General features: G+C 71.6%; 18 protein-coding genes. 6 read left to right on the top strand and 12 right to left on the bottom strand.

All coding sequences use genetic code 11. The annotated features are described in order from the left end of the window. Positions 1-289: 289 nt before the first annotated feature. Both ACR807_RS09865 and thrS read right to left on the bottom strand, forming a co-directional pair. Positions 290-838 carry an HIT family protein gene (locus ACR807_RS09865; RefSeq protein WP_438920927.1) on the bottom strand — a complete coding sequence of 183 codons (549 nt, stop codon included), beginning with the start codon at positions 836-838 and terminating at the stop codon, positions 290-292. Then, positions 835-2,850, bottom strand: coding sequence for a threonine--tRNA ligase (thrS, locus tag ACR807_RS09860; protein ID WP_438920926.1), 2,016 nt, complete (start codon positions 2,848-2,850; stop codon positions 835-837). Before thrS ends, ACR807_RS09865 begins: the two co-directional genes overlap by 4 nt. A gap of 443 nt (positions 2,851-3,293) precedes the next feature. Here thrS and ACR807_RS09855 point away from each other — a divergent pair, with 443 nt between their 5' ends. After that, a complete protein-coding gene (locus tag ACR807_RS09855; RefSeq protein ID WP_438920925.1) occupies positions 3,294-3,680 on the top strand; it encodes a hypothetical protein in 387 nt (128 codons plus the stop codon). Between the two features lie 17 nt (positions 3,681-3,697). Here the strand turns inward: ACR807_RS09855 and ACR807_RS09850 are convergent, their stop codons facing one another. From ACR807_RS09850 to ACR807_RS09830, 5 genes are read right to left on the bottom strand one after another with little or no spacing between them, the layout of a single operon-like run. Next, positions 3,698-4,399, bottom strand: coding sequence for a FadR/GntR family transcriptional regulator (locus ACR807_RS09850; RefSeq protein ID WP_438920924.1), 702 nt, complete (start codon positions 4,397-4,399; stop codon positions 3,698-3,700). Then, positions 4,396-5,163: a 3-oxoacyl-ACP reductase gene (locus tag ACR807_RS09845; RefSeq protein ID WP_438920923.1), complete on the bottom strand. Its 768-nt coding sequence runs from the start codon at positions 5,161-5,163 to the stop codon at positions 4,396-4,398. Before ACR807_RS09845 ends, ACR807_RS09850 begins: the two co-directional genes overlap by 4 nt. A gap of 25 nt (positions 5,164-5,188) precedes the next feature. Further along, on the bottom strand, positions 5,189-6,547 hold the full coding sequence (locus ACR807_RS09840) for an aldehyde dehydrogenase family protein (RefSeq protein WP_438920922.1): 1,359 nt from the start codon (positions 6,545-6,547) through the stop codon (positions 5,189-5,191). Next, on the bottom strand, positions 6,544-7,248 hold the full coding sequence (locus tag ACR807_RS09835) for a gamma-glutamyl-gamma-aminobutyrate hydrolase family protein (protein WP_438920921.1): 705 nt from the start codon (positions 7,246-7,248) through the stop codon (positions 6,544-6,546). Before ACR807_RS09835 ends, ACR807_RS09840 begins: the two co-directional genes overlap by 4 nt. Beyond that, positions 7,229-8,569 carry a glutamine synthetase family protein gene (locus ACR807_RS09830; protein WP_438920920.1) on the bottom strand — a complete coding sequence of 447 codons (1,341 nt, stop codon included), beginning with the start codon at positions 8,567-8,569 and terminating at the stop codon, positions 7,229-7,231. Before ACR807_RS09830 ends, ACR807_RS09835 begins: the two co-directional genes overlap by 20 nt. A 123-nt stretch (positions 8,570-8,692) precedes the next feature. Between ACR807_RS09830 and eat the strand changes: the two genes are divergently transcribed. The 5 genes from eat to ACR807_RS09805 all read left to right on the top strand — a co-directional run bounded on the left by eat (position 8,693) and on the right by ACR807_RS09805 (position 14,660). Continuing rightward, complete coding sequence (gene eat / locus ACR807_RS09825) at positions 8,693-10,111, top strand: ethanolamine permease (RefSeq protein ID WP_438920919.1); 1,419 nt, start codon at positions 8,693-8,695, stop codon at positions 10,109-10,111. Between the two features lie 123 nt (positions 10,112-10,234). After that, complete coding sequence (locus ACR807_RS09820) at positions 10,235-10,708, top strand: CAP domain-containing protein (RefSeq protein ID WP_438920918.1); 474 nt, start codon at positions 10,235-10,237, stop codon at positions 10,706-10,708. 140 nt (positions 10,709-10,848) lie between these two features. Then, complete coding sequence (locus ACR807_RS09815) at positions 10,849-11,712, top strand: 3-hydroxybutyryl-CoA dehydrogenase (RefSeq protein ID WP_438920917.1); 864 nt, start codon at positions 10,849-10,851, stop codon at positions 11,710-11,712. 541 nt (positions 11,713-12,253) lie between these two features. Further along, entirely contained in the window at positions 12,254-13,282 is a 1,029-nt protein-coding gene (locus ACR807_RS09810; protein WP_438920916.1) for a tryptophan dimethylallyltransferase family protein, read from the top strand. Positions 13,283-13,301: 19 nt separating this feature from the next. Further along, positions 13,302-14,660, top strand: coding sequence for a tryptophanase (locus ACR807_RS09805; protein ID WP_438920929.1), 1,359 nt, complete (start codon positions 13,302-13,304; stop codon positions 14,658-14,660). A 10-nt stretch (positions 14,661-14,670) separates the two neighbouring features. On the opposite strand, the gene ACR807_RS09800 is transcribed toward ACR807_RS09805, so the two are convergent. From ACR807_RS09800 to ACR807_RS09780, 5 genes are all read right to left on the bottom strand, one after another. Then, positions 14,671-15,498, bottom strand: a complete 828-nt coding sequence (locus tag ACR807_RS09800; protein WP_438920915.1) for a hypothetical protein — start codon at positions 15,496-15,498, stop codon at positions 14,671-14,673. A 307-nt stretch (positions 15,499-15,805) separates the two neighbouring features. Next, a complete protein-coding gene (locus ACR807_RS09795) occupies positions 15,806-16,399 on the bottom strand; it encodes a GTP-binding protein (RefSeq protein ID WP_438920914.1) in 594 nt (197 codons plus the stop codon). Further along, positions 16,380-16,751 carry a DUF742 domain-containing protein gene (locus ACR807_RS09790; RefSeq protein WP_438920913.1) on the bottom strand — a complete coding sequence of 124 codons (372 nt, stop codon included), beginning with the start codon at positions 16,749-16,751 and terminating at the stop codon, positions 16,380-16,382. The genes ACR807_RS09795 and ACR807_RS09790 overlap by 20 nt, the downstream gene beginning before the upstream one ends. Further along, a complete protein-coding gene (locus ACR807_RS09785; protein WP_438920912.1) occupies positions 16,751-17,188 on the bottom strand; it encodes a roadblock/LC7 domain-containing protein in 438 nt (145 codons plus the stop codon). Before ACR807_RS09785 ends, ACR807_RS09790 begins: the two co-directional genes overlap by 1 nt. Before the next feature lie 44 nt (positions 17,189-17,232). Further along, complete coding sequence (locus ACR807_RS09780; protein WP_438920911.1) at positions 17,233-19,695, bottom strand: sensor histidine kinase; 2,463 nt, start codon at positions 19,693-19,695, stop codon at positions 17,233-17,235. Positions 19,696-19,906 lie beyond the last annotated feature (211 nt).

The raw sequence follows: 19,906 nt of genomic DNA, 5'->3' as shown, positions 1-19,906 counted from the left end.
TCGGGCCAGCCGCGAACGCTCTGGTGCGGTCATGAAACGCACCGTATCGATGCGGACCCCTCTTGACGATCGGCCACCAAGGTGTCTGAGGCCCCTTGACTTGTCACGCGGCAGTGATCTGCGGCACGCGGGCGGGACGCAGGGCCTGATGCACGTGCACCCGGGCGTGCAGCTGCGTTTGCACAGGTCGGGGGTTGCGAATCGATGCAGTCGGACAGCCGTCGCGACGCTGCGGGTTCCCGCAGTGCGCCGGGCCCGGCCGGACCCGCCGGCCCGGCCGGGGCGTCGCTCAGGCCGGGTCGGCCCAGGCTTCGGCCAGCAGCCGGCGGGTCTCCCCCAGCAGCTGCGGCAGGACCTTCGTCTGGCCGATGACGGGCATGAAGTTCGCGTCGCCGCCCCAGCGGGGCACGACGTGCTGGTGCAGGTGGGCCGCGATGCCCGCGCCCGCCACCACGCCCTGGTTCATGCCGATGTTGAACCCGTGCGGGCTCGCGACCTGCCGCATCACGCGCATCGCGCGCTGCGTGAACGCGGCGAACTCGGCCGTCTCCTCGGTCGTCAGGTCGGTGTAGTCGGGCACGTGCCGGTAGGGCAGCACCATCAGGTGACCCGGGTTGTACGGGTAGAGGTTCAGCACCGCGAAGACCAGTTCGCCGCGCGCCAGGATCAGGCCGTCGGCGTCGTCGAGGTCGGTGACCCGGCAGAACGGGCACCCCTCGGGCTCGTCGCCGACCGCCTTGCCCTCGCCGCGCACGTACGACAGGCGGTGCGGGGTCCACAGGCGCTGCAGCGCGTCGTGGACCCCGACCCCGTCCTGCTCCTCGAAGTCCGTCGTCACTGGACGAGGTCCGCCGTGGGCGAGGCGTTCTCGCGGCGGGCGATCCAGTCGACGACCGTCTCGACCGCCTTGGCGACCGGCACGCCGTTGACCTGGGTGCCGTCGCGGAATCGGAACGACACCGCGCCCTGCTCCACGTCCTTGCCGCCCGCGAGCAGCATGAACGGCACCTTCTGCGTGGTGTGGGTGCGGATCTTCTTCTGCATCCGGTCGTCGGAGGCGTCCACCTCGACCCGGACGCCCTTCGCCTTGAGCTGCTTCGCCACGTCGAACAGGTGGTCGACGTGCTCGTCGGCGATCGGGATGCCCACGACCTGCACCGGCGCGAGCCACGCCGGGAACGCGCCCGCGTAGTGCTCGGTCAGCACGCCGAAGAACCGCTCGATCGAGCCGAACAGCGCCCGGTGGATCATGATCGGCCGCTGCCGCGAGCCGTCCGCGGCGGTGTACTCCAGCTCGAACCGCTTCGGCTGGTTGAAGTCCAGCTGGATGGTCGACATCTGCCACGACCGGCCGATGGCGTCCTTGGCCTGCACCGAGATCTTCGGCCCGTAGTAGGCGGCGCCGCCCGGGTCGGGCACCAGCTCCAGGCCCGAGTCGAGCGCGGCCTGGCGCAGCGTCTCGGTCGCCTCCTCCCACTCCTCCGGGTCGCCGATGAACTTGGGCGAGTCGTCCCGGGTGGACAGCTCCAGGTAGAAGTCGCTCAGGCCGTAGTCGGCGAGCAGGTCGAGCACGAACTTGAGCAGCGACCGCAGCTCGCCCGGCATCTGCTCCTTGGTGCAGTAGATGTGCGAGTCGTCCATGGTCAGGCCGCGGACGCGGGTCAGGCCGTGCACGACGCCGGACTTCTCGTAGCGGTAGACCGTGCCGAACTCGAACAGCCGCAGCGGCAGCTCCCGGTACGACCGCCCGCGCGACCTGAAGATCAGGTTGTGCATCGGGCAGTTCATCGCCTTGAGGTAGTAGTCCTCGCCCTCGAACTCGATGGGCGGGAACATCGTCTCCGCGTAGTACGGCAGGTGGCCCGAGGTGTGGAACAGCCCGCCCTTGCTGATGTGCGGGGTGTTGACGAACTCGTACTCCGCCTCCTCGTGGCGGTGGCGCGCGTAGTTCTCCAGCTCGCGGCGGATGATGCCGCCCTTCGGGTGGAACACCGGCAGGCCCGAGCCCAGCTCGTCGGGGAAGCTGAACAGGTCCAGCTCCGCGCCCAGCTTGCGGTGGTCGCGGCGCTCGGCCTCGGCGACGCGCTCCAGGTGGGCGTCCAGCGCCTCCTGCGACTCCCACGCGGTGCCGTAGACGCGCTGGAGCTGCGGGTTCTTCTCGTTGCCGCGCCAGTAGGCGGCGGCCACGCGGGTCAGCTTGAACGCCGGGATGTGCTTGGTGGTCGGCACGTGCGGGCCGCGGCACAGGTCGCCCCAGACGCGGTCGCCGGAACGCGGGTCGAGGTTGTCGTAGACGGTCAGCTCGCCGCCGCCCACCTCCATGACCTCGGAGGAGTCCACGTCGCTCTTGAGGTCGACCAGTTCGAGCTTGAACGGCTCGGAGGCCAGCTCGGCCTTGGCGGCGTCGACGGACTCGACGACCCGGCGGTTGAACCGCTGCGCGCCCTTGACGATCGCCTTCATGCGCTTCTCCAGCGCCTGGAGGTCCTCGGGGGTGAACGGCTTGTCGACCTGGAAGTCGTAGTAGAAGCCGTCCCGGACCGGCGGGCCGATGCCCAGCTTGGCCTCGGGGAACTGCTGCTGCACGGCCTGCGCGAGCACGTGGGCGGTCGAGTGGCGGATCACGCTGCGGCCGTCCTCGGTGTCGGCGGCGACCGCCTCCACCTCGACGTCGGTCCGCGGCGCCCACGACAGGTCGCGCAGGGTGCCCTCGGGGTCGCGCACGACCACGACGGCGTCCGGGCCCTTGCCCGGCAGGCCCGCCTCGCGGACCGCGGTGCCCGCCGTGGTCCCCGCCGGCACCACCACGCGAGGTGGCTCGGAAGCGGCTGCGGGACGTGGCTGGGACACGGTGACTCCTAGGTTGGCGCGGTGACGCTGACCCACCGATGTTATCGGTGCTCATCCACGGCTTTTCCCCCGCACCACGCCCACCGTCCCCCGATAGCGCGAGAGTCCAACGCCCAGGCCCCGAGAGTCCAACGCTCAAGACCCGAGAGTCCAACGCTCGGGACCCCTGAGTTCTGCGTTCGGGTCGGGTCGGGCGGCGGCGCGCGGGGGTCCCGAGCGCAGAACTCAGGGGTCCTGGAGGTTGGACTCTCGGGACCTGGGCGTTGGACTCTCGGGGCCTGGAGGTTGGACTCTCGGGGTGGGGCTTTGGCTGGTTGGTTACTTTGGGTTAGAAGTTGGTGACGTTGGGGAGTCTCAGGGGATCGACAGCGGTGGCACAGGGGTGGCACAGGTCGGTGACGGAGGCTGGGGCCACCACGCACGGAGAGAGCAGGGGGCCCGCCATGTCGGAACCGCAGCAACCCACCACACCGGGACAACAGCCCGTCACGCCGTCGGCACCCGCGGAGCCGGTCGAGGCCGCGGCGGAGCGGCCGACGGTCGAGCAGGCACGGGCCCTACCGGTCGCGCCGGTGCGCCGGGGGCGGGTGCGGGGGTTCGTCCGCCACCGCGCCACCCAGTTGGTCGCAGTCGGTCTGCTCGGCCTGGTCCTCGGGGGCGGGGCCGTGGCCCTCCTCGACCGCGACGGGCCGCGGGTCCGCGCCGGGGTCGACCGGCCCGGGCACTCGCGGTTCGACGACCGGGGCGACGGCAGGGGCGGCGACTGGAGGGGCGACCGGAGGGGTGGCGAGCGGGGTGAGCGGGGGCCCGGTCGCGGGGGCGAGCGCTGACCCGGACGGCCCTGCCGCTACGTCAGGAAGCCGCGCAGCAGCAGGGCCGTCCCGTCCAGGTGCTCGGCCATGGCCCTCCGCGCCGCCTCGGCGTCGCCGGCCAGGATCTGCGCCACGATCACCTCGTGCTGCTCGTTGGAGTGCGCGAGGTTGGGCGGCAGCAGCGGGATGCGGTCCAGCAGCTCGTTGACCCGCATCCGGACGTCCGCGACCGCCGCCGTGAGCGACGCCGACCCGGCCGCCTCCGCGATGGCCAGGTGCAGCCGCGAGTCCTTGCGCCGGTACTCCTCCAGCGGGGCGTCCCGGCACTCCGCCAGCCGCGACAGCAGGTCGCGCCGCTCCACGGCGCCCAGCGACCGCCCCGCCGCGCACTCCGCCGCGCCGCTCTCCAGCACCGACCGCAGCGTCACGGCGTCCAGCAGCTCACCCGCCGGCACCTGGCGCCCGGACGGCACGGCCGGCACGGACGCGGTGACGAACGTGCCGCCGTACCGCCCGCGCCGCGACTCGACGAACCCGGCGTCCTGCAACGACCGGATCGCCTCGCGCAGCGTCACCCGGCTCACGCCCAGCCGCTGCGCCAGCTCCCGCTCGGCGGGCAGCCGCTCCCCCGGCCCGACCGCGCCGAGCCGGATGGCCTGCATGAGCCGCTCCACGGTCTCCTCGAACGCGTTGCCCGCCCGCACGGGGCGGAACAACGCGTCCGCCAGCGGGGTCACAGCGGGGTCACGTAGGCACCGGCGATCCCGCCGTCCACGAGGAAGTTCGACGCGGTGACGAACGACGAGTCGTCGCTGGCCAGGAACGCCACCGCGGCGGCGATCTCCTCGGGTTCGGCGAACCGCCCGAGCGGCACGTGCACCAGCCGCCGCGCGGCCCGCTCCGGGTCCTTGGCGAACAGCTCGCGCAGCAGCGGCGTGTTCACCGGTCCGGGCGACAGGGCGTTGACGCGCACCCCCTGGCGGGCGAACTGCACGCCCAGCTCGCGGCTCATGGCGAGCACGCCGCCCTTGGACGCGGTGTAGGAGATCTGCGACGTGGCCGCGCCCATCGTGGCCACGAACGACGCGGTGTTGATCACCGATCCCCGGCCCTGCGCGAGCATGTGCGGGATGGCGTACTTGCAGCACAGGTACACCGAGGTGAGGTTCACCTTCTGCACCCGGTCCCACGCCTCGATGCCGGTGGTGAGGATCGAGTCGTCGTCGGGCGGCGAGATGCCCGCGTTGTTGAACGCGACGTCGAGCGAGCCCCAGGTGTCCACGGCGGTCTGGAACAGCGCCGCCACCTGCTCCTCGTCGGTCACGTCGACCTGCACGAACAGGCCGGACACCTCGTCGGCCGCCGCCTTGCCCGCGTCGCCGTCGACGTCGGCGACGACGACCCGCGCGCCCTCCGACGCGAGTCGCCGCGCCGAGGCCAGGCCGATCCCGCTGCCGCCGCCGGTGACGACGGCGACCCGGCCCTCAAGTCGCTGAACCATGTGCTCTCTCCCGCGGTCTCGGAGTTCAGTGCGCGATGAAGACGTTCTTGGTCTCGGTGAACGCGTCGAGGGCGTCCGGCCCCAGCTCGCGGCCCAGCCCGGACTGCTTGAACCCGCCGAACGGCGTCCAGTACCGCACGGACGAGTGAGAGTTCACGGAGAGGTTCCCGGCCTCGACGGCCCGCGACACGCGCAGCGCGCGGCCCACGTCCCGGGTCCAGATCGAGCCGGACAGCCCGAAGTCGCTGTCGTTGGCCAGCCGCACGGCGTCCTCCTCGTCGGTGAACGGCAGCACGGCCACGACGGGTCCGAACACCTCCTCGCGGACCACCGGGTCGGTGGGCGAGACCGGCGCGAGGACGGTCGGCGGGAACCAGAACCCCGGCCCGGACGGCGCGGTGCCGCGGAACGCGACGGGCGCGTCGGGCGGCACGTAGGAGGCGACCTTGTCGCGGTGCGCGGCGGAGATCAGCGGCCCCATCTCGGTGGCCTCGTCGCCGGGCGCGCCGACGACCACGCCGCGCACGGCGGGTTCGAGCAGCTCCATGAACCGGTCGTAGACCGACGCCTGCACGAGGATGCGCGACCGGGCGCAGCAGTCCTGGCCCGCGTTGTCGAACACCCCGTACGGCGCGGTCGCGGCGGCCCGCTCCAGGTCGGCGTCGTCGAAGACGATGTTCGCGGACTTGCCGCCCAGCTCCAGCGTGACCCGCTTGACGTGCTCGGCGCACCCGGCCATGACCTGCTTGCCGACCCGGGTGGAGCCGGTGAACACGACCTTGCGCACGGCGGGGTGCGTGACGAACCGCTGCCCCACGACCGGTCCCGAGCCCGGCAGCACCTGGAACACGTCCTCGGGGACGCCCGCGTCCCTGGCCAGCTCGGCCAGGCGCAGGGCGGTGAGCGGGGTCAGCTCGGCGGGTTTGAGCACGACGGTGTTCCCGGCGGCCAGCGCGGGCGCGAAGCCCCACCCGGCGATGGGCATCGGGAAGTTCCACGGCACGATCACGCCGACGACGCCCACCGGCTCCTGGAAGGTCACGTTCAGCCCGCCGGGCACCGGGATCTGCCTGCCGAACAGGCGTTCCGGCGCGGCCGAGTAGTAGTGCAGGACGTCGCGGACGTTGCCCGCCTCCCACCGCGCGTTGCCGATGGTGTGCCCGGAGTTGCGCACCTCCAGCGCGGCCAGCTCCTCGACCGCGCCGTCGACGGCCTCCGCGAAGCGGCGCAGCAGCCGGGCCCGGTCGCCCGGGGCCACGGCGCGCCACGCGGGCAGCGCCCGCGACGCCCGGTCGACGGCCTCGTCGGTCTCCTCCAGGGAGGTCAGGGGCACCGAGCGGACCACCTCCTCGGTGGCCGGGTCGATCACGTCGAACGCGGTCATGCCACTCCTCCGTCCCCGCACGCCGCCACCAGGGCGGCGAACAACCGGTCGTCCTCGCTGTCGGCCTCCGGGTGCGACTGCACGCCGAGCACGAACCGCGTGCCCGGCAGCTCCACGGCCTCCGCGGTGCCGTCGGGCGCGGTCGCGGTGATCCGCAGGCCGTCGCCGACGGCGTCCAGGGCCTGGTGGTGGTGGCAGTGGACGGTCGTGGCCGGGCCGACGACGCCGGAGAGCAGCGTGCCGGGCGCGACGGCGATGCCGGTGTGCTCGAACACGCCGGGCCCCGGGCTGTGGCCGTCGACGTGCTGCACCAGGGTGCCGCCGAGCGCGACGTTGAGCACCTGCATCCCCCGGCACACGGCCAGCAGCGGCAGGTCCAGCTTGAGCGCGGCGCGGGCGAGGGTCAGCTCGGCGGCGTCCCGCTCGGGGCGGGGCGGCCCGGTGCGCGGGTCGCGCGGTCGCCCGTACAGCGCCGGGTCGAGGTCCGCGCCGCCCGCCAGCACCAGGCCGTCGAGGAAGCCGATGGCGTCCGCGTCCCAGTGCCCGACGGGCGGCAGCAGCACGGGGTTGCCGCCCGCGCGCACCACCGAGTCGAGGTAGTCGCGGTGCAGGACGGCCGCCTCCACGTCCCAGACGCCGAACTTCGTCCGTTCGAGGTAGGTGCTGACGCCGATGAGCGGCCTACAGCCGTTCGAAGCCACGGATGCGCTCCCAGTCGGTCACGGCGGAGTCGAACGCGGCCAGCTCGACCCTGGCGGCGTTGAGGTAGTGGTCGACCACGTCCTGCCCGAACGCGTCGCGCGCGATCTCGCTGCGGGCCAGCAGGGACGCGGCGTCGCGCAGCGTGGTGGGCACGGTGGGGCGGTCGGAGGCGTAGGCGTTGCCGGTGAACTCCTCCTCCAGCGGCAGCTCGTTGTCCACGCCGTGCAGGCCGGCCGCGATCAGCGCGGCCACCGCGAGGTACGGGTTCACGTCGGCGCCCGGCACGCGGTTCTCGAACCGCAGCCCGTGGCCGCGGCCGACCACGCGCAGCGAGCACGTCCGGTTGTCCCGCCCCCACGCCACGGCGGTCGGCGCGAAGCTGCCGCGCGCGAACCGCTTGTAGGAGTTGATGTTCGGGGCGAGGAAGCAGGTCAGCTCGCGCAGGCCGGCGAGCTGGCCGGCCATGAAGTGCTCCATGAGCTTGGACATGCCCCGGCCCTCGGCGAACACCGGCTCGCCGTCGGCGTCGCGCAGGCTCAGGTGGATGTGGCAGGAGCTGCCCTCGCGCTCGTCGTACTTGGCCATGAACGTGAGCGACTTGCCGTGCTGCGCCGCGATCTCCTTGGCGCCGGTCTTGTAGATGCTGTGGTTGTCGCAGGTCGCCAGGGCCTCGGTGTAGCGGAACGCGATCTCGTGCTGGCCGGGGTTGCACTCGCCCTTGGCGGACTCCACGACCATGCCCGCGCCGGTCATGTGGTTGCGGATGGCGCGCAGCAGCGGCTCGATGCGCCCGGTGCCCAGCAGCGAGTAGTCCACGTTGTACTGGTTGGCCGGGACGAGGTCGCGGTAGCCGCTGTTCCAGGCTTCCTCGAAGGTGGTGTCGAAGACGATGAACTCCAGCTCGGTGCCCACGAACGCGGTCAGCCCGCGCTCGGCGAGCCGGTCGAGCTGCCTGCGGAGGATCTGCCGGGGCGAGACGGCGACGGGTTCGTCGTCCTCCGTCACGATGTCGCACATGACCAGGGCGGTGCCCTCGTGCCACGGCACGCGGCGCAGCGTGGACAGGTCGGGGCGCATGACGAGGTCGCCGTAGCCGCTGTCCCAGGAGGACGAGGCGTAGCCCTCGACGGTGTTCATCTCGACGTCCACGGCGAGCAGGTAGTCGCAGCCCTCGGCGGTGTGCTCCATCACCTCGTCGACGAAGTAGCGCGCGGCGCAGCGCTTGCCCTGGAGGCGGCCCTGCATGTCGACGACGGCGACCAGCACCGTGTCGATCTCGCCGCTGTCCACGAGCACGCGCAACTCCTCGACGGCAAGCATCGGCAGTACCTCCAAAGGTATGGCAGCGAACCATTGGACGCACCAATCTTGACACCATCGAGTGGCCCACGCCACCCTCAAATCCCCTTCAAAGGAACGCGACTGACCCATTAGGGAGCGTCGATGGCCAAGCACGTCGAATACGAGAAGGTGGGCAGCGACTACCTGGAGCAACGCCAGCTGAAGCGGGGCGCGGCGGGGTGGGTGCTGCTGGCGGGCCTGGGTGTCTCCTACGTCATCTCCGGCGACTTCGCCGGCTGGAACTTCGGCCTCGCCCAGGGCGGCTGGGGCGGGCTGCTCATCGCGACGGTCCTCATGGGCCTCATGTACGCGTGCATGGTGTTCGGCCTGGCGGAGATGGCCTCGGCGCTGCCCGTGGCGGGCGGCGGGTACGGCTTCGCGCGCCGCGCCCTCGGACCGCTCGGCGGGTTCGCCACCGGCGTGGCCGTCCTCATCGAGTACGCCATGGCGCCGGCGGCGATCGCGGTGTTCATCGGGGGGTACGTGGAGACGCTCGGGCTGTTCGGGCTCACCAGCTCGTGGCCGGTGTACCTGGCGTGCTTCGTGATCTTCATCGGCGTGCACCTCTACGGCGTGGGCGAGGCGCTGCGGCTGATGTTCGCCATCACCGGCGTCGCGGTCGTGGCGCTCGTCGTGTTCGTGGTGGGGATGATCCCGAAGTTCGAGCCGGCCAAGCTGTTCGACCTCGCCGAGGGCGACTCGTTCCTCCCGTTCGGCGTCACGGGCGTGCTGGCCGCGCTGGTGTTCGCGATCTGGTTCTTCCTCGGCGTCGAGGGCGTCCCGGTGGCCGCGGAGGAGGCGCGCGACCCGAAGCGGGACATGCCGCGCGGCATCATCGCGGCGATGGCCGTGCTGCTGGTGTTCGCCGCGGCCATCCTGGTGTTCGCGGCGGGCGGCGCCGGGTCGGAGGCGCTGAAGGCGTCGGACAACCCGCTGCCCGCGGCGGTGCGCGCGGCCTACGGCGGGGACAACCTCCTCGCCCAGGTCGTGAACTACGTCGGTCTGGCCGGCCTGGTGGCGAGCTTCTTCTCGCTGATCTTCGCCTACTCGCGGCAGCTGTTCGCGCTCTCGCGCGCCGGGTACCTGCCGCGCTGGCTGTCGCGCACCGGCAAGCGCAAGACGCCGTACCTGGCGCTGATCGTGCCCGGCGCGATCGGGTTCGCGCTGGCGGCGATCACCCGCGACGGCGCGGTGCTCATCAACATCGCGGTGTTCGGCGCGGCGCTGTCCTACGTGCTGATGATGGTGTCCCACATCGTGCTCCGGGTCCGCGAGCCCGACCTGGAGCGGCCGTACCGGACGCCGGGCGGCGCGGTCACCACGGGCGTGGCGCTGGTCTTGGCGGTGGCGGCGGTCGTGGCCACGTTCTTCGTCGACGAGGTGGCCGCCGGGATCACCGCGGGCATCGTCGTGGTGGCGCTGGCCTACTTCTGGTTCTACAGCCGGCACCACCTGGTGGCGTCCGCGCCGGAGGAGGAGTTCGCGGCCATCGCGCAGGCCGAGGAGGAGCTGAGGGACTGATCGGAGGTCGGGTGGCGGTTCCCCCCTCACCGCCACCCGACTCCACCCGAAGGTGGACTTTCGCTCACCGTCCGCGACGGGAACCCCCTGACCACGGGTGCCACCGGGTGAGGAGGTAGGGCCATGACCGCCAGGACGTTCGCCGCCGGTATCGCCGCCGCGGCACTGCTCTCGACCGCCGCCGTGACCACCGGCACGGCGACCGCGGCGCCGAGCTCCGAGGAGCAGGTGCTCTCGCTGACCAACGGCGAGCGGGCCGCGGTCGGCTGCCCCGCGCTGACCGCCAACGCGCAGCTGGGCGCGGCCGCGAAGCGGCACAACGACGAGATGGCGCGCACCGGCAACTTCAGCCACACCGGCGTGGACGGCAGCACGCCCGCGCAGCGCGTCACCGAGGCCGGCTACACCTACCGCACCACGGCGGAGAACATCGCGATGGGCCAGGGCACGGCCGAGGAGGTCGTGGGCTCGTGGATGGCCAGCGAGGGCCACCGCGCCAACATCCTGAACTGCGAGCTGCGCGACCTGGGCGTCGCGTTCACCACCGACGCGGGCGGGCGGACGTACTGGACGCAGGAGTTCGGCCTGCACCAGTGACGACGGGTCGGCGGCGCGGCGGGCCGGCGGCGCGGGCGGGCCGGCGGGTCGGCGGCGGACCTCCGTGAGCAGGGCGTCGAGGAACCGGCCCGCGGGGTGCGCCCCGTGCCCGCCCGCGGGCGCCCTGGCAGGATCGGGGCGTGAGTGACATTCAACGTGTTGGAGTGGTGGGCTCGGGCCTGATGGGGTCCGGCATCGCCGAGGTCTGCGCCCGCGCCGGCCTCGACGTGCTGGTCGCCGAGGTCAGCCCGGACGCCACGGAGGCCGCGCGCGGGCGGATCGCCTCGTCGCTCGGCCGGGGGGTGCGCAGCGGCAAGCTGTCCACCGAGGACCGGGACGCCGCACTGGAGCGCCTGCGGTTCACCACCGACCTCGCCGACTTCGCCGACCGGAACCTGGTCGTGGAGGCCGTCGCCGAGAACGAGCAGGTCAAGACCGAGATCTTCGCGACCGTGGACAAGGTGGTCGTCGACCGGGACGCGATCTTCGCGTCGAACACCTCGTCGATCCCGATCATGAAGCTGGGCATGGCGACCAGCCGGCCGGAGCAGGTCATCGGCGTGCACTTCTTCAACCCGGTGCCGGTGCTGAAGCTCGTGGAGCTGGTGCCGTCGCTGCTGACGGGCGAGCAGACGAAGGCCCGCGCCGAGGCGTTCGTGACCGGCGTCCTGCACAAGGAGGTCATCCGCTCGCAGGACCGGGCCGGGTTCGTGGTGAACGCCCTGCTGATCCCCTACCTGCTGTCGTCGATCCGGATGCTGGAGTCCGGGTTCGCCAGCGCGGAGGACATCGACAACGGCATGGTGCTGGGCTGCGCGCACCCGATGGGCCCGCTGCGCCTGGCCGACCTGATCGGCCTGGACACGACCAAGGCCATCGCCGAGTCGATGTACGAGGAGTTCAAGGAGCCGCTGTACTCCCCGCCGCCGCTGCTGCTGCGCATGGTGGACGCGGGCCTGCTGGGCAAGAAGAGCGGGCGCGGGTTCCACGTCTACGCGTCCTGACCCCCTCCGACGGGGCCGTCGATCCGCGGATCGGCGGCCCCGTCCGCGCACCGGGGGCCGTCCGCGCACCGGGGGCCGTCCGCGCACCGGGGGCCGTCCGCGCACCGGGGGCCGCCGTACCACACCGCGGTCGGCCGGGCGCGGCGGCGACTCGGGGAACAATTAACAGAAGTGTCTTGAATGGCCCGGGGCCAATCACGGTGAACGCTCGACCGTATCCCGCGCGGAACGGCCCACAAAATGCCACGATCTGTCATCGAAGATCGTCGGCGCATTGGTGCGAAAGACTGACGGCGGTCCAGTCAATAGGCCGTTCGGAGCAGTCTTGATTACCGTTCCCAACGGGCACCACCCTGATCGACAGCGACTGTGACGTGCCCTTAGAGTGCGCTACGTCACGCTACGGCCGCCTGGTGGACAAGATTGCTTCGCCTAGCGTAACTTTCGGTTCGCACCCCACGAGGAGAAGCCTGCCTTGGACCCTCAAAACGTTTCCGTACGCGATTTCACAGGCCGCCAGCTGAGCGCGATCCTGCATTCTGTGGGCATCACCGAAAACACCGTGAAGTCCGTCGGCCTGCTCGCGGACACCCTGGGTCCCGGCGGCCTCCGACCGCTTTCCGGCAGCCCGGCGTGGCCCTCCGACGTGGCCGACGACCACACCCCCGTCGAGTTCTCCACGGCCTTCGAGGCGGACGAGCCCCCGACCGTCCGCGCGATCGTCGAGACCAGCGCCACCAGGCCGTCCAGGTCGGCCAACGTCTCGGCCGCGCTCGACGCGCTCGACCGGGTCCGGCGCCGGGAGGACCTCGACACGACCCGCTTCGACGCCGTGCGCGACCTGTTCCTCCCCGAGCACCCGGAAAGCGATTTCGCGTTCTGGTACTCACTGGTGTTCCGCGCCGGCGAACAGCCCGCCGTGAAGGTGTACTTCAACCCTGAAGTACGTGGTGAGGACGCCGCCGAGGGATTGGTCCGGGAAGCTCTCGGGCGTACCGGTTTCGCCGCCGGTTTCCCGGTGCTGCGCGACCACGCGGTGACCCGGCCCGGGCTCGACAGGTATTCCTTCTTCGCCCTCGACCTGGTGGACCCGCGCCGGGCGCGCGTCAAGGTGTACGTGTCGCACCGGTCCGCGGGGGTAACCGAAGTCACGCGCGCCGCCAAAGCCGCGCACGGCGTGGATGTGGACAGGGTGCCCGATTTCTGCCTGCTCACCGGCGGCAGCACCGAGACGTTCGACGAGCGCCCGTTGATATCCAGCTACACGTTCCTCGACGGCGACGTCGGCGCACCCAGCGGTTATTCCCTGTACGTGCCGATCCGGGACTACGTCGCGGACGACGAGGAGGCGCGCAGGCGCGTGCTGCGGGTGATGGCGAAGTACGACCTGGACCCCACCCCGTTCGACAACGCCCTGCGCGCCGTCACCCGCCGCCGGCTCGACGAGGGCGTCGGCCTGATCGCGCACGTGTCGCTGCGCATGGGCAGGCCGCGCCCCGGCATCACCGTGTACCTGTCGTCCGAGGCGTACGGCGTCGCGTCCCCGCGCCCGGTCAGCCTCGCTGTCTAGGAGGCGAGCAGTGCCCATCATGGAGCCGTACCGCATCAAGGTCGTGGAGCCCATCCCGATCACCACGCGAGAGCACCGCGAGCGGGCGCTCGCCGCCGCCGGGTACAACCCGTTCAACCTCGCCGCCACCGACGTGACGATCGACCTGCTCAGCGACTCGGGCACCGGTGCCCTGTCGGCCGAGCAGCAGTCGGCCGGGATGCGCGGTGATGAGACCTACGCGGGCGCGCGCTCCTACTACCGGTTCCGCGAGGTGGTCGAGGACCTCACCGGCTACGCGCACCTGTGGCCCGTGCACCAGGGCCGCGCGGCCGAGCGGATCCTGTTCACCGCGCTGGTCAAGCCCGGCTCGGTCAGCGTGAGCAACACCCACTTCGACACGACGCGGGCGAACGTCGAGATCCTCGGCGGCCAGGCCCTCGACCTGCCGTGCCGGGCCGCCGGGGACCTCGACAGCGACGCGCCGTTCAAGGGCGACATCGACCTGGACGCGCTGGAGGCCGTGCTCTCCGGGCCGCGGGACGTCGCCCAGGTGCTGATGACCATCACCAACAACGGCGGCGGCGGCCAGCCGGTGTCGATGGCGAACCTCAAGGCCGCCGCGGCGCTCGCCCGGCGCCACGGCGTGCCGTTCATCCTCGACGCCGCGCGGTTCGCCGAGAACGCCTGGTTCGTCACCCAGCGGGAACCCGGCTACGCCGACCGCACGCCGCGCGAGGTGGCCCGGGAGGCGTTCCGGCTGGCCGACGGCTGCGTGGCGAGCCTGAAGAAGGACGCGATCGTCCACATCGGCGGGCTGCTCGCGGTGAACGACCCCGAGCTGGCGCAGAAGTGCGAGCTGCTGCTCATCGCCACCGAGGGGTTCCGCACCTACGGCGGTCTCTCCGGCCGCGACCTGGAGATGCTCGCCCAGGGCCTGCTGGAGGTCACCGAACCGTCGTACCTGCGGGCGCGGGCGGAGGCCACGGCGTACGTGGCGGACCTCGCCGCCGCCGCCGGCGTGGACAGCGTGCGCCCGACCGGCGTGCACGCCGTGTACCTCAACGCGGGCCGCCTGCTGCCCCACCTCCCGCCGGCGCGGTTCCCGGGGTTCGCCCTGGCGACCGAGCTGTACCTGGCGGGCGGCATCCGCTGCGCCGAACTGGGCTCCCTCTACCTGGGCGAGCTGGACGACGACGGCGCCCTGCTCAAGCCCGCGCCGTACGAGCTGGTCCGCCTGGCCATCCCGCGCCGCGTCTACACGCAGAGCCACCTGGAGTACGTCGGCGAGACCCTCGCCGAGATCGCGAAGGACCCGGGGCGGGTGCCCGGCTACCGCCTGACCTACGCCCCGCCCCTGCTGCGCCACTTCAACTGCCGCCTGGAACCCGTGACCTGAGCGGGGCCCGTCAGGCCGGCCGGACGCCGACCGCGCCGTGGACCGGCTGGACGCTGCCGTCCGGCCGGACCAGCACGGCGGCGTCGGGCAGCGGCGTCCCGGCGCGCTCCTCGCCGAGCGGACCGAGGGTGAACGAGGTCGGGATCGGGACGACGGGCGACCGCTCGTCCCACGCCTGGTCGAGGATCAGCAACGTCGGCGCGCCCCGCTCCCGCGCGGCGGCGAGCCGGTCGAGTTCCGGCCGCACGGCCGGGTCGAGGCTCCGCCGGACCTGGTCGGTGACGTCGGCCGTCGAACTCGCCGAGGTCGTGACGACGACGCGGCTGCCGTCCGGGAACCGCGCCGCCCCGGACACGTGGATCGACCCCTCCCCGTTCAGGGGCTGCGTGCCGGGGCCGAGCGCCAGGGCGTTGCGCACCGCCTCGGTCACCCGCTCCACGTAGTCGGCGGCCCAGCGCCGGGACTCCTCGTCGGAGGCGAGGTCGGGGAGCACGCAGTCGACCCGCACCGCGTACCCGCGCTCCCGGGCGAGCGGGTCGAGGCGCTCCGGTAAGTCGTCCCTGACGTACTGCTCGGTGGACACCTCGCGGGGCGCGTAGGTGATCGTGCTGACGCACGCCGCCCACACCTCGCCCGTCCCGCCCGCCTCGACCTCGATGAACGCGTCGACCGGGTCGGTGGCGGCGTCGGTTCCCGGGTCGGTGTCGCTGTCGCTGTCGCTGTCGCTGTCGCTGTCGGGGCGGTCGACCACGCGGAGCGTCAGCGTGAAGTCGGAGAGCTGCTCGCAGACCAGGTCGACGACCTGGTCCTCCCGTGCCTGTCCTGTCGTCGTCGGCATGAGCCGAAGGATGCTCCGGTCCCCGGCGGAACGCCACTCCACCGGGTGACACGAACCCCGGTTGACGCAGGTCGTCGCCGGTCGGTGCCGGCCGCGGTGAGCACGGGGAACCGGAATTGTCGGCCCCCGCCGGTAACGTCAAGAACAGGGGTCCCCCGGGCGGGGACCCCTGCGCAGCGTTCCGGCAGGCAGGCGGGTGGGCAGACAGGCAGGGGCAGGCGGGTCGGGCGGGTAGGTCGGGCCATCGCGCCCGTCGGACCGTCGCCGTTCGCCGGGCCTCCGCCGTTCGTCAGGCCATCGCCGTTCGTCAGGCCATCGCGTCGAGCCGGTCCATCGTGTGCTGGATGAGGCTGATCAGCACCGACTTCGACGACTCCCGGTCCCGCGCGTCGCACAGGACCAGCGGGATGGCGGCGTCCACGTCGAGGGCCTTGCGGACCTCTTCGACCTCGTAGTTGTGCGCACCCTCGAAGCAGTTCACGGCGATGATGAACGGGATGCCGCGCCGCTCGAAGAAGTCGATCGACGGGAAGCTGCTGTCCAGCCTCCGGGTGTCGACGAGGATCACCGCGCCGATCGCCCCGTACGCCAGCTCGTCCCACATGAACCAGAAGCGGTTCTGGCCGGGGGTGCCGAACAGGTACAGCACCACCTCCTGGCTGATGGTGATGCGACCGAAGTCCAGGGCGACCGTGGTGGTCTCCTTGTTCTCCAGCCCGACCACGTCATCGACGCCGACACCGGCCTCGGTGAGCAGCTCCTCGGTGTGCAGCGGGGGTATCTCGCTGACCGAGTTGACCATCGTCGTCTTGCCGGTGCCGAACCCCCCGGCGATGACGATCTTGACTGGGGTGGGGACCAGCAGTTCCCCACCCGGCCGCTCAGATTCCACGGACACCATCCAGCACAGCCTGCAGCAGGTTCCGGTCCGGCACTTGCGGGACTCGGGAGGGATCTCGGACCACGACGTCACCGCGCTGGATGAGGTCGCTCAACAGCACCTTGACGACCACCAGGGGCACGTCGAGGTAGGCGGCGACCTCGGCCACGGACAGCGGTCGCCGGCAGAGCTCCATGATCTCCAGGTGCTCGACCGACAACGCGTCCGGGTCGGACGGCGAGGGCATCGCGCGCACCTGGGTCACCAGGTGCAGTTCGGGCCGCAACGGGCGGGTGCGGCCGCGCACCATGGCGTACGGCCGGACGAGGGGACCGGCCGCCTCGTCGTACCACCAGTCCTCGCGGGGCGGCATCAGGAGGACCTTCGGGCGGTCGGCAGGCTCGCCGCGGCTGTGCCGCGCGGCGCCGACGACAGGTAGGTCCCGACCCGCTTGACCAGCATGTTCATCTCGTAGGCGATCATGCCCATGTCGGAGTCCTCTTCGCCCAGGACGGCCAGGCAGGCGCCGTGGCCGGCGGCGGTGACGAAGAGGTAGGCGTGCTCCATCTCGACGATGGTCTGCCGCACGGCACCACCGCCGAAGTGCCGGCCGGTGCCGCGGGCCAGGCTCTGGAACGCCGAGGCCATCGCCGACAGGTGGTCCGAGTCGTCCTTCGACAGTCCTGGTGAACGGCCCAGCAGCAGACCGTCCGCGGACAGGACCACGGCGTGGCGAGCTCCGACCACCCGGCTGACCAGGTCATCCAACAACCAGTTCAGCTCGTTGTGCTGGCTGCTCATGTCGTTCATCGGGTTGCCTTTCCGGTTTCCAGTCGTCCGGCCACTGCTGCTGGTCAGGGTTCGAGGTCGTCGCCGGAGGTCCGGCGGGCGTCGCGGGTGCCCCGTTGGAACGCCGACAGGCCCTTGCGGGCCTTCTCGGCGGACTGCTCGGGATCGACCTCGGTGAGCGGTTCGGGCGAAGGGTGGAAATCGTTGCGCACCAACTGGGGCGCCAGGTTCTGCTGACGGCGCCTTCGCGGCAGTTCGGGTCGGCCGCCGGGACCGGTGGTGCCGGCGGCCGGTTCGCCTTCGTTCACGGGCCACTCCTCGGGGGCCCGCTTGCGCTGCGGCAGTTCCAGCTCGCCGCTGCGCTGCGACAGGTCCAGGCTGCCGCTGCGCTGCGGCAGGTCGAGCCCGCCGCTCAGTCGCTCGACCTCTGGAAGGGGATCCGGGTCGGCCTTGGCGTTGGCGGCTGCCTCGGCCTGGGCCCAGAAGCCCTCCAGGTCTCGGGAGGTGTCGGGAAACCTGGCGTCTCGCACTGGGTCGTCGCCCTGCTCCGGGATCTCGTGGTAGGTGCGGCGCGGGAGCTGCCGCGTCTCGGCGGGTTCCGTCGCCGTGGTGGGTCCCGCGACGATCGCGGACGGGATCAGCACGAGCGCCAGCGTGCCGCCGTAGGGGGATTCGCGCAGCTCGACGTGGATGCCCCGGCGGGCGGCCAACCGGGCGACGACGAACAGGCCGAGGCGCGACTCGCCGCGCAGGCGCATCGCGTCGAACTCCGGCGGGTCGGCGAGCATCGCGTTGTGCTGCTCGCGGTCCTCCGGGTTGATGCCGAGGCCGTGGTCCTCGATCTCCACGACGATGCCCTGCGGCACCTCGCTCGCGTGGACCTGCACCTGGGAGCGCGGCGAGGAGAACGCGGTGGCGTTGTCGACCAGCTCGGCGACGAGGTGGATGGTGTCGGCGACGGCCGCGCCGACCAGCGCGGTGTCGGGGATCGGGTTGACCTTCACCCGCACGTACTGCTCGGTCTCGGCGACGGCGGCGCGCAGCACGTCCTGGAGGCGGACGGGCTTGCGCCACTGCCGGCCGGGCTGCTCGCCGGCGAGGATGATCAGGTTCTCGGCGTTGCGGCGGGCGCGGGTGGCGAGGTGGTCGAGCTGGAAGAGCGCGTCGAGCTGCTCGGGGTTCTCCTCCTCGCGCTCCAGCTTGTCGAGGATCTTGAGCTGGCGGTGCACGAGGCCCTGGTTGCGGTGGGCGATGTCGAGGAAGACCCGGTTGACGCCCTCGCGGGCCTGGCTCTCCTTCACGGCCGCGGCGACGGCGGTGTACTGGGCGGCGTTGAACGCGTCGGCCACCTGGCCGATCTCGTCGCTGCCGTAGTCGAGCGGCGGGACCTCGACCTCGACGTCGACGTGCTTGCCCTCGCGGAGCCGGTCGACGATGTCGGGCAGGCGCTCGTGGGCCAGGGCCAGCGAGTCCTTCTTCAGCGCCGCGAGGCGGGTGATCAGGGCGCGGTTGACCAGGCGGTTCGACGTGTGGATCGCGATCAGGATGCCGATGATCACCGCGAGCAGGGCGATGAGGGAGCCGACGAGCACGGTGCGGAACTTGCTCTCGCCGCGGGCCATGGTGATCTTGACGGCCTCGGACGCCTGCACGCTGACCAGCGCGGTCAGGTCGTCGGAGATGGGGCCGCTGAGGTTCTGCCAGTCCTGGAGCGAGCCCGCCTCGGTCGGGTCGTCGCCGTTCTGGATCAGCCTGTTCTCGAACTCGACCAGGCGCTTCCAGCGCTCGTCGTCGACCATGCCCTGGTACTGGCTGCGCACCAGGGAGTAGGGGGCGATCGAGTCGTAGGACGCGTGGTAGGCGCCGACCAGGCTCGCGAACTCGATGTGCTCCTCGGGGGTGAACTCGCCCGCGGCGAGCGCGCCCGAGGCGAGCGAGGTGGCGCGGGACATCCAGTCGGCGGCCTTGAAGTAGTCGGCCGCGGTGATGGCGTTCTGCACCGACTGGTGGTCGGGCACGATGCGGGCCTGCACGTTGAACAGCGCGTTGCCCGCGTCGAGGACGCTGTTGTAGTACGAGTAGACCTCGGTCTTGGAGGCGCGGTCGGCCTCCAGCGCGGACCGGCGCTGCGGCAGCTGGTCGAGCAGCGCGTTGAGGGCGTTGATCCGGTCGACGATCTCCTGCGGCGCGGAGGACGCGAGGTCCTCGAACGCGGCGCGCATCTCGGTGACCGCGCGGTCGGTGTCCTGCTGCTGGGCCTCCAGGTCGCTGGTGCCCCGGTCGGGCTGGCTGAGCGCCGTCATGCTCAGCTCGCGCTCCTTCTGGATCGCGGCGAAGGACTGGACGGCCGGGATCGAGGCGTCCTTGACGCCGGAGGCGACCGCGCGCAGGTAGAAGCCGTCGAAGACGGTGTAGGACGAGAACAGCGCCCACATGATGAGCAGGACGATGCTGGGGACGACGACGACACCCGTGAGCCGTGAACGGATGGTCTTGTAGTTCGTCTCCGTGGTGCTCTTCTGCTTCACAGCGCTCCGCAGCCTCGTCCTCGTTGGCAGGTCAGACGCAGCGCTAGGACCACTGCCTCTTCTTCACCCGATCGGCCACGGAACGGTAACACCGGAAGATCATTATTACGAAGAGACAGCGATCACTCGCGCGACGCGACGATGAGGTTACCCAGTCGAGTGATGCCGCGAACAGGGGGCCGATGTGAACTTCTCGACATCGACCCCCTCG

It is taken from the genome of Saccharothrix sabaoui (genome assembly GCF_051756985.1).
GTDB lineage: Bacteria > Actinomycetota > Actinomycetes > Mycobacteriales > Pseudonocardiaceae > Actinosynnema.
Note: the sequence above shows the minus strand (reverse complement) of the source record. Positions and strands in the feature narration are given on the sequence as shown.

Excerpts from the sequence above, each read along its gene's own strand:
- ACR807_RS09790 (WP_438920913.1), bottom strand. The coding sequence starts at position 16,751 with ATGCCGCCCCGCGAGGACTGGTGGTACGACGAGGCGGCCGGTCCCCTC.
- ACR807_RS09840 (WP_438920922.1), bottom strand. The coding sequence starts at position 6,547 with ATGACCGCGTTCGACGTGATCGACCCGGCCACCGAGGAGGTGGTCCGC.
- ACR807_RS09795 (WP_438920914.1), bottom strand. The coding sequence starts at position 16,399 with ATGGTGTCCGTGGAATCTGAGCGGCCGGGTGGGGAACTGCTGGTCCCC.
- ACR807_RS09785 (WP_438920912.1), bottom strand. The coding sequence starts at position 17,188 with ATGAACGACATGAGCAGCCAGCACAACGAGCTGAACTGGTTGTTGGAT.
- ACR807_RS09845 (WP_438920923.1), bottom strand. The coding sequence starts at position 5,163 with ATGGTTCAGCGACTTGAGGGCCGGGTCGCCGTCGTCACCGGCGGCGGC.
- eat (WP_438920919.1), top strand. The coding sequence starts at position 8,693 with ATGGCCAAGCACGTCGAATACGAGAAGGTGGGCAGCGACTACCTGGAG.
- ACR807_RS09800 (WP_438920915.1), bottom strand. The coding sequence starts at position 15,498 with ATGCCGACGACGACAGGACAGGCACGGGAGGACCAGGTCGTCGACCTG.
- ACR807_RS09830 (WP_438920920.1), bottom strand. The coding sequence starts at position 8,569 with ATGCTTGCCGTCGAGGAGTTGCGCGTGCTCGTGGACAGCGGCGAGATC.
- ACR807_RS09805 (WP_438920929.1), top strand. The coding sequence starts at position 13,302 with ATGGAGCCGTACCGCATCAAGGTCGTGGAGCCCATCCCGATCACCACG.
- ACR807_RS09820 (WP_438920918.1), top strand. The coding sequence starts at position 10,235 with ATGACCGCCAGGACGTTCGCCGCCGGTATCGCCGCCGCGGCACTGCTC.
- ACR807_RS09855 (WP_438920925.1), top strand. The coding sequence starts at position 3,294 with ATGTCGGAACCGCAGCAACCCACCACACCGGGACAACAGCCCGTCACG.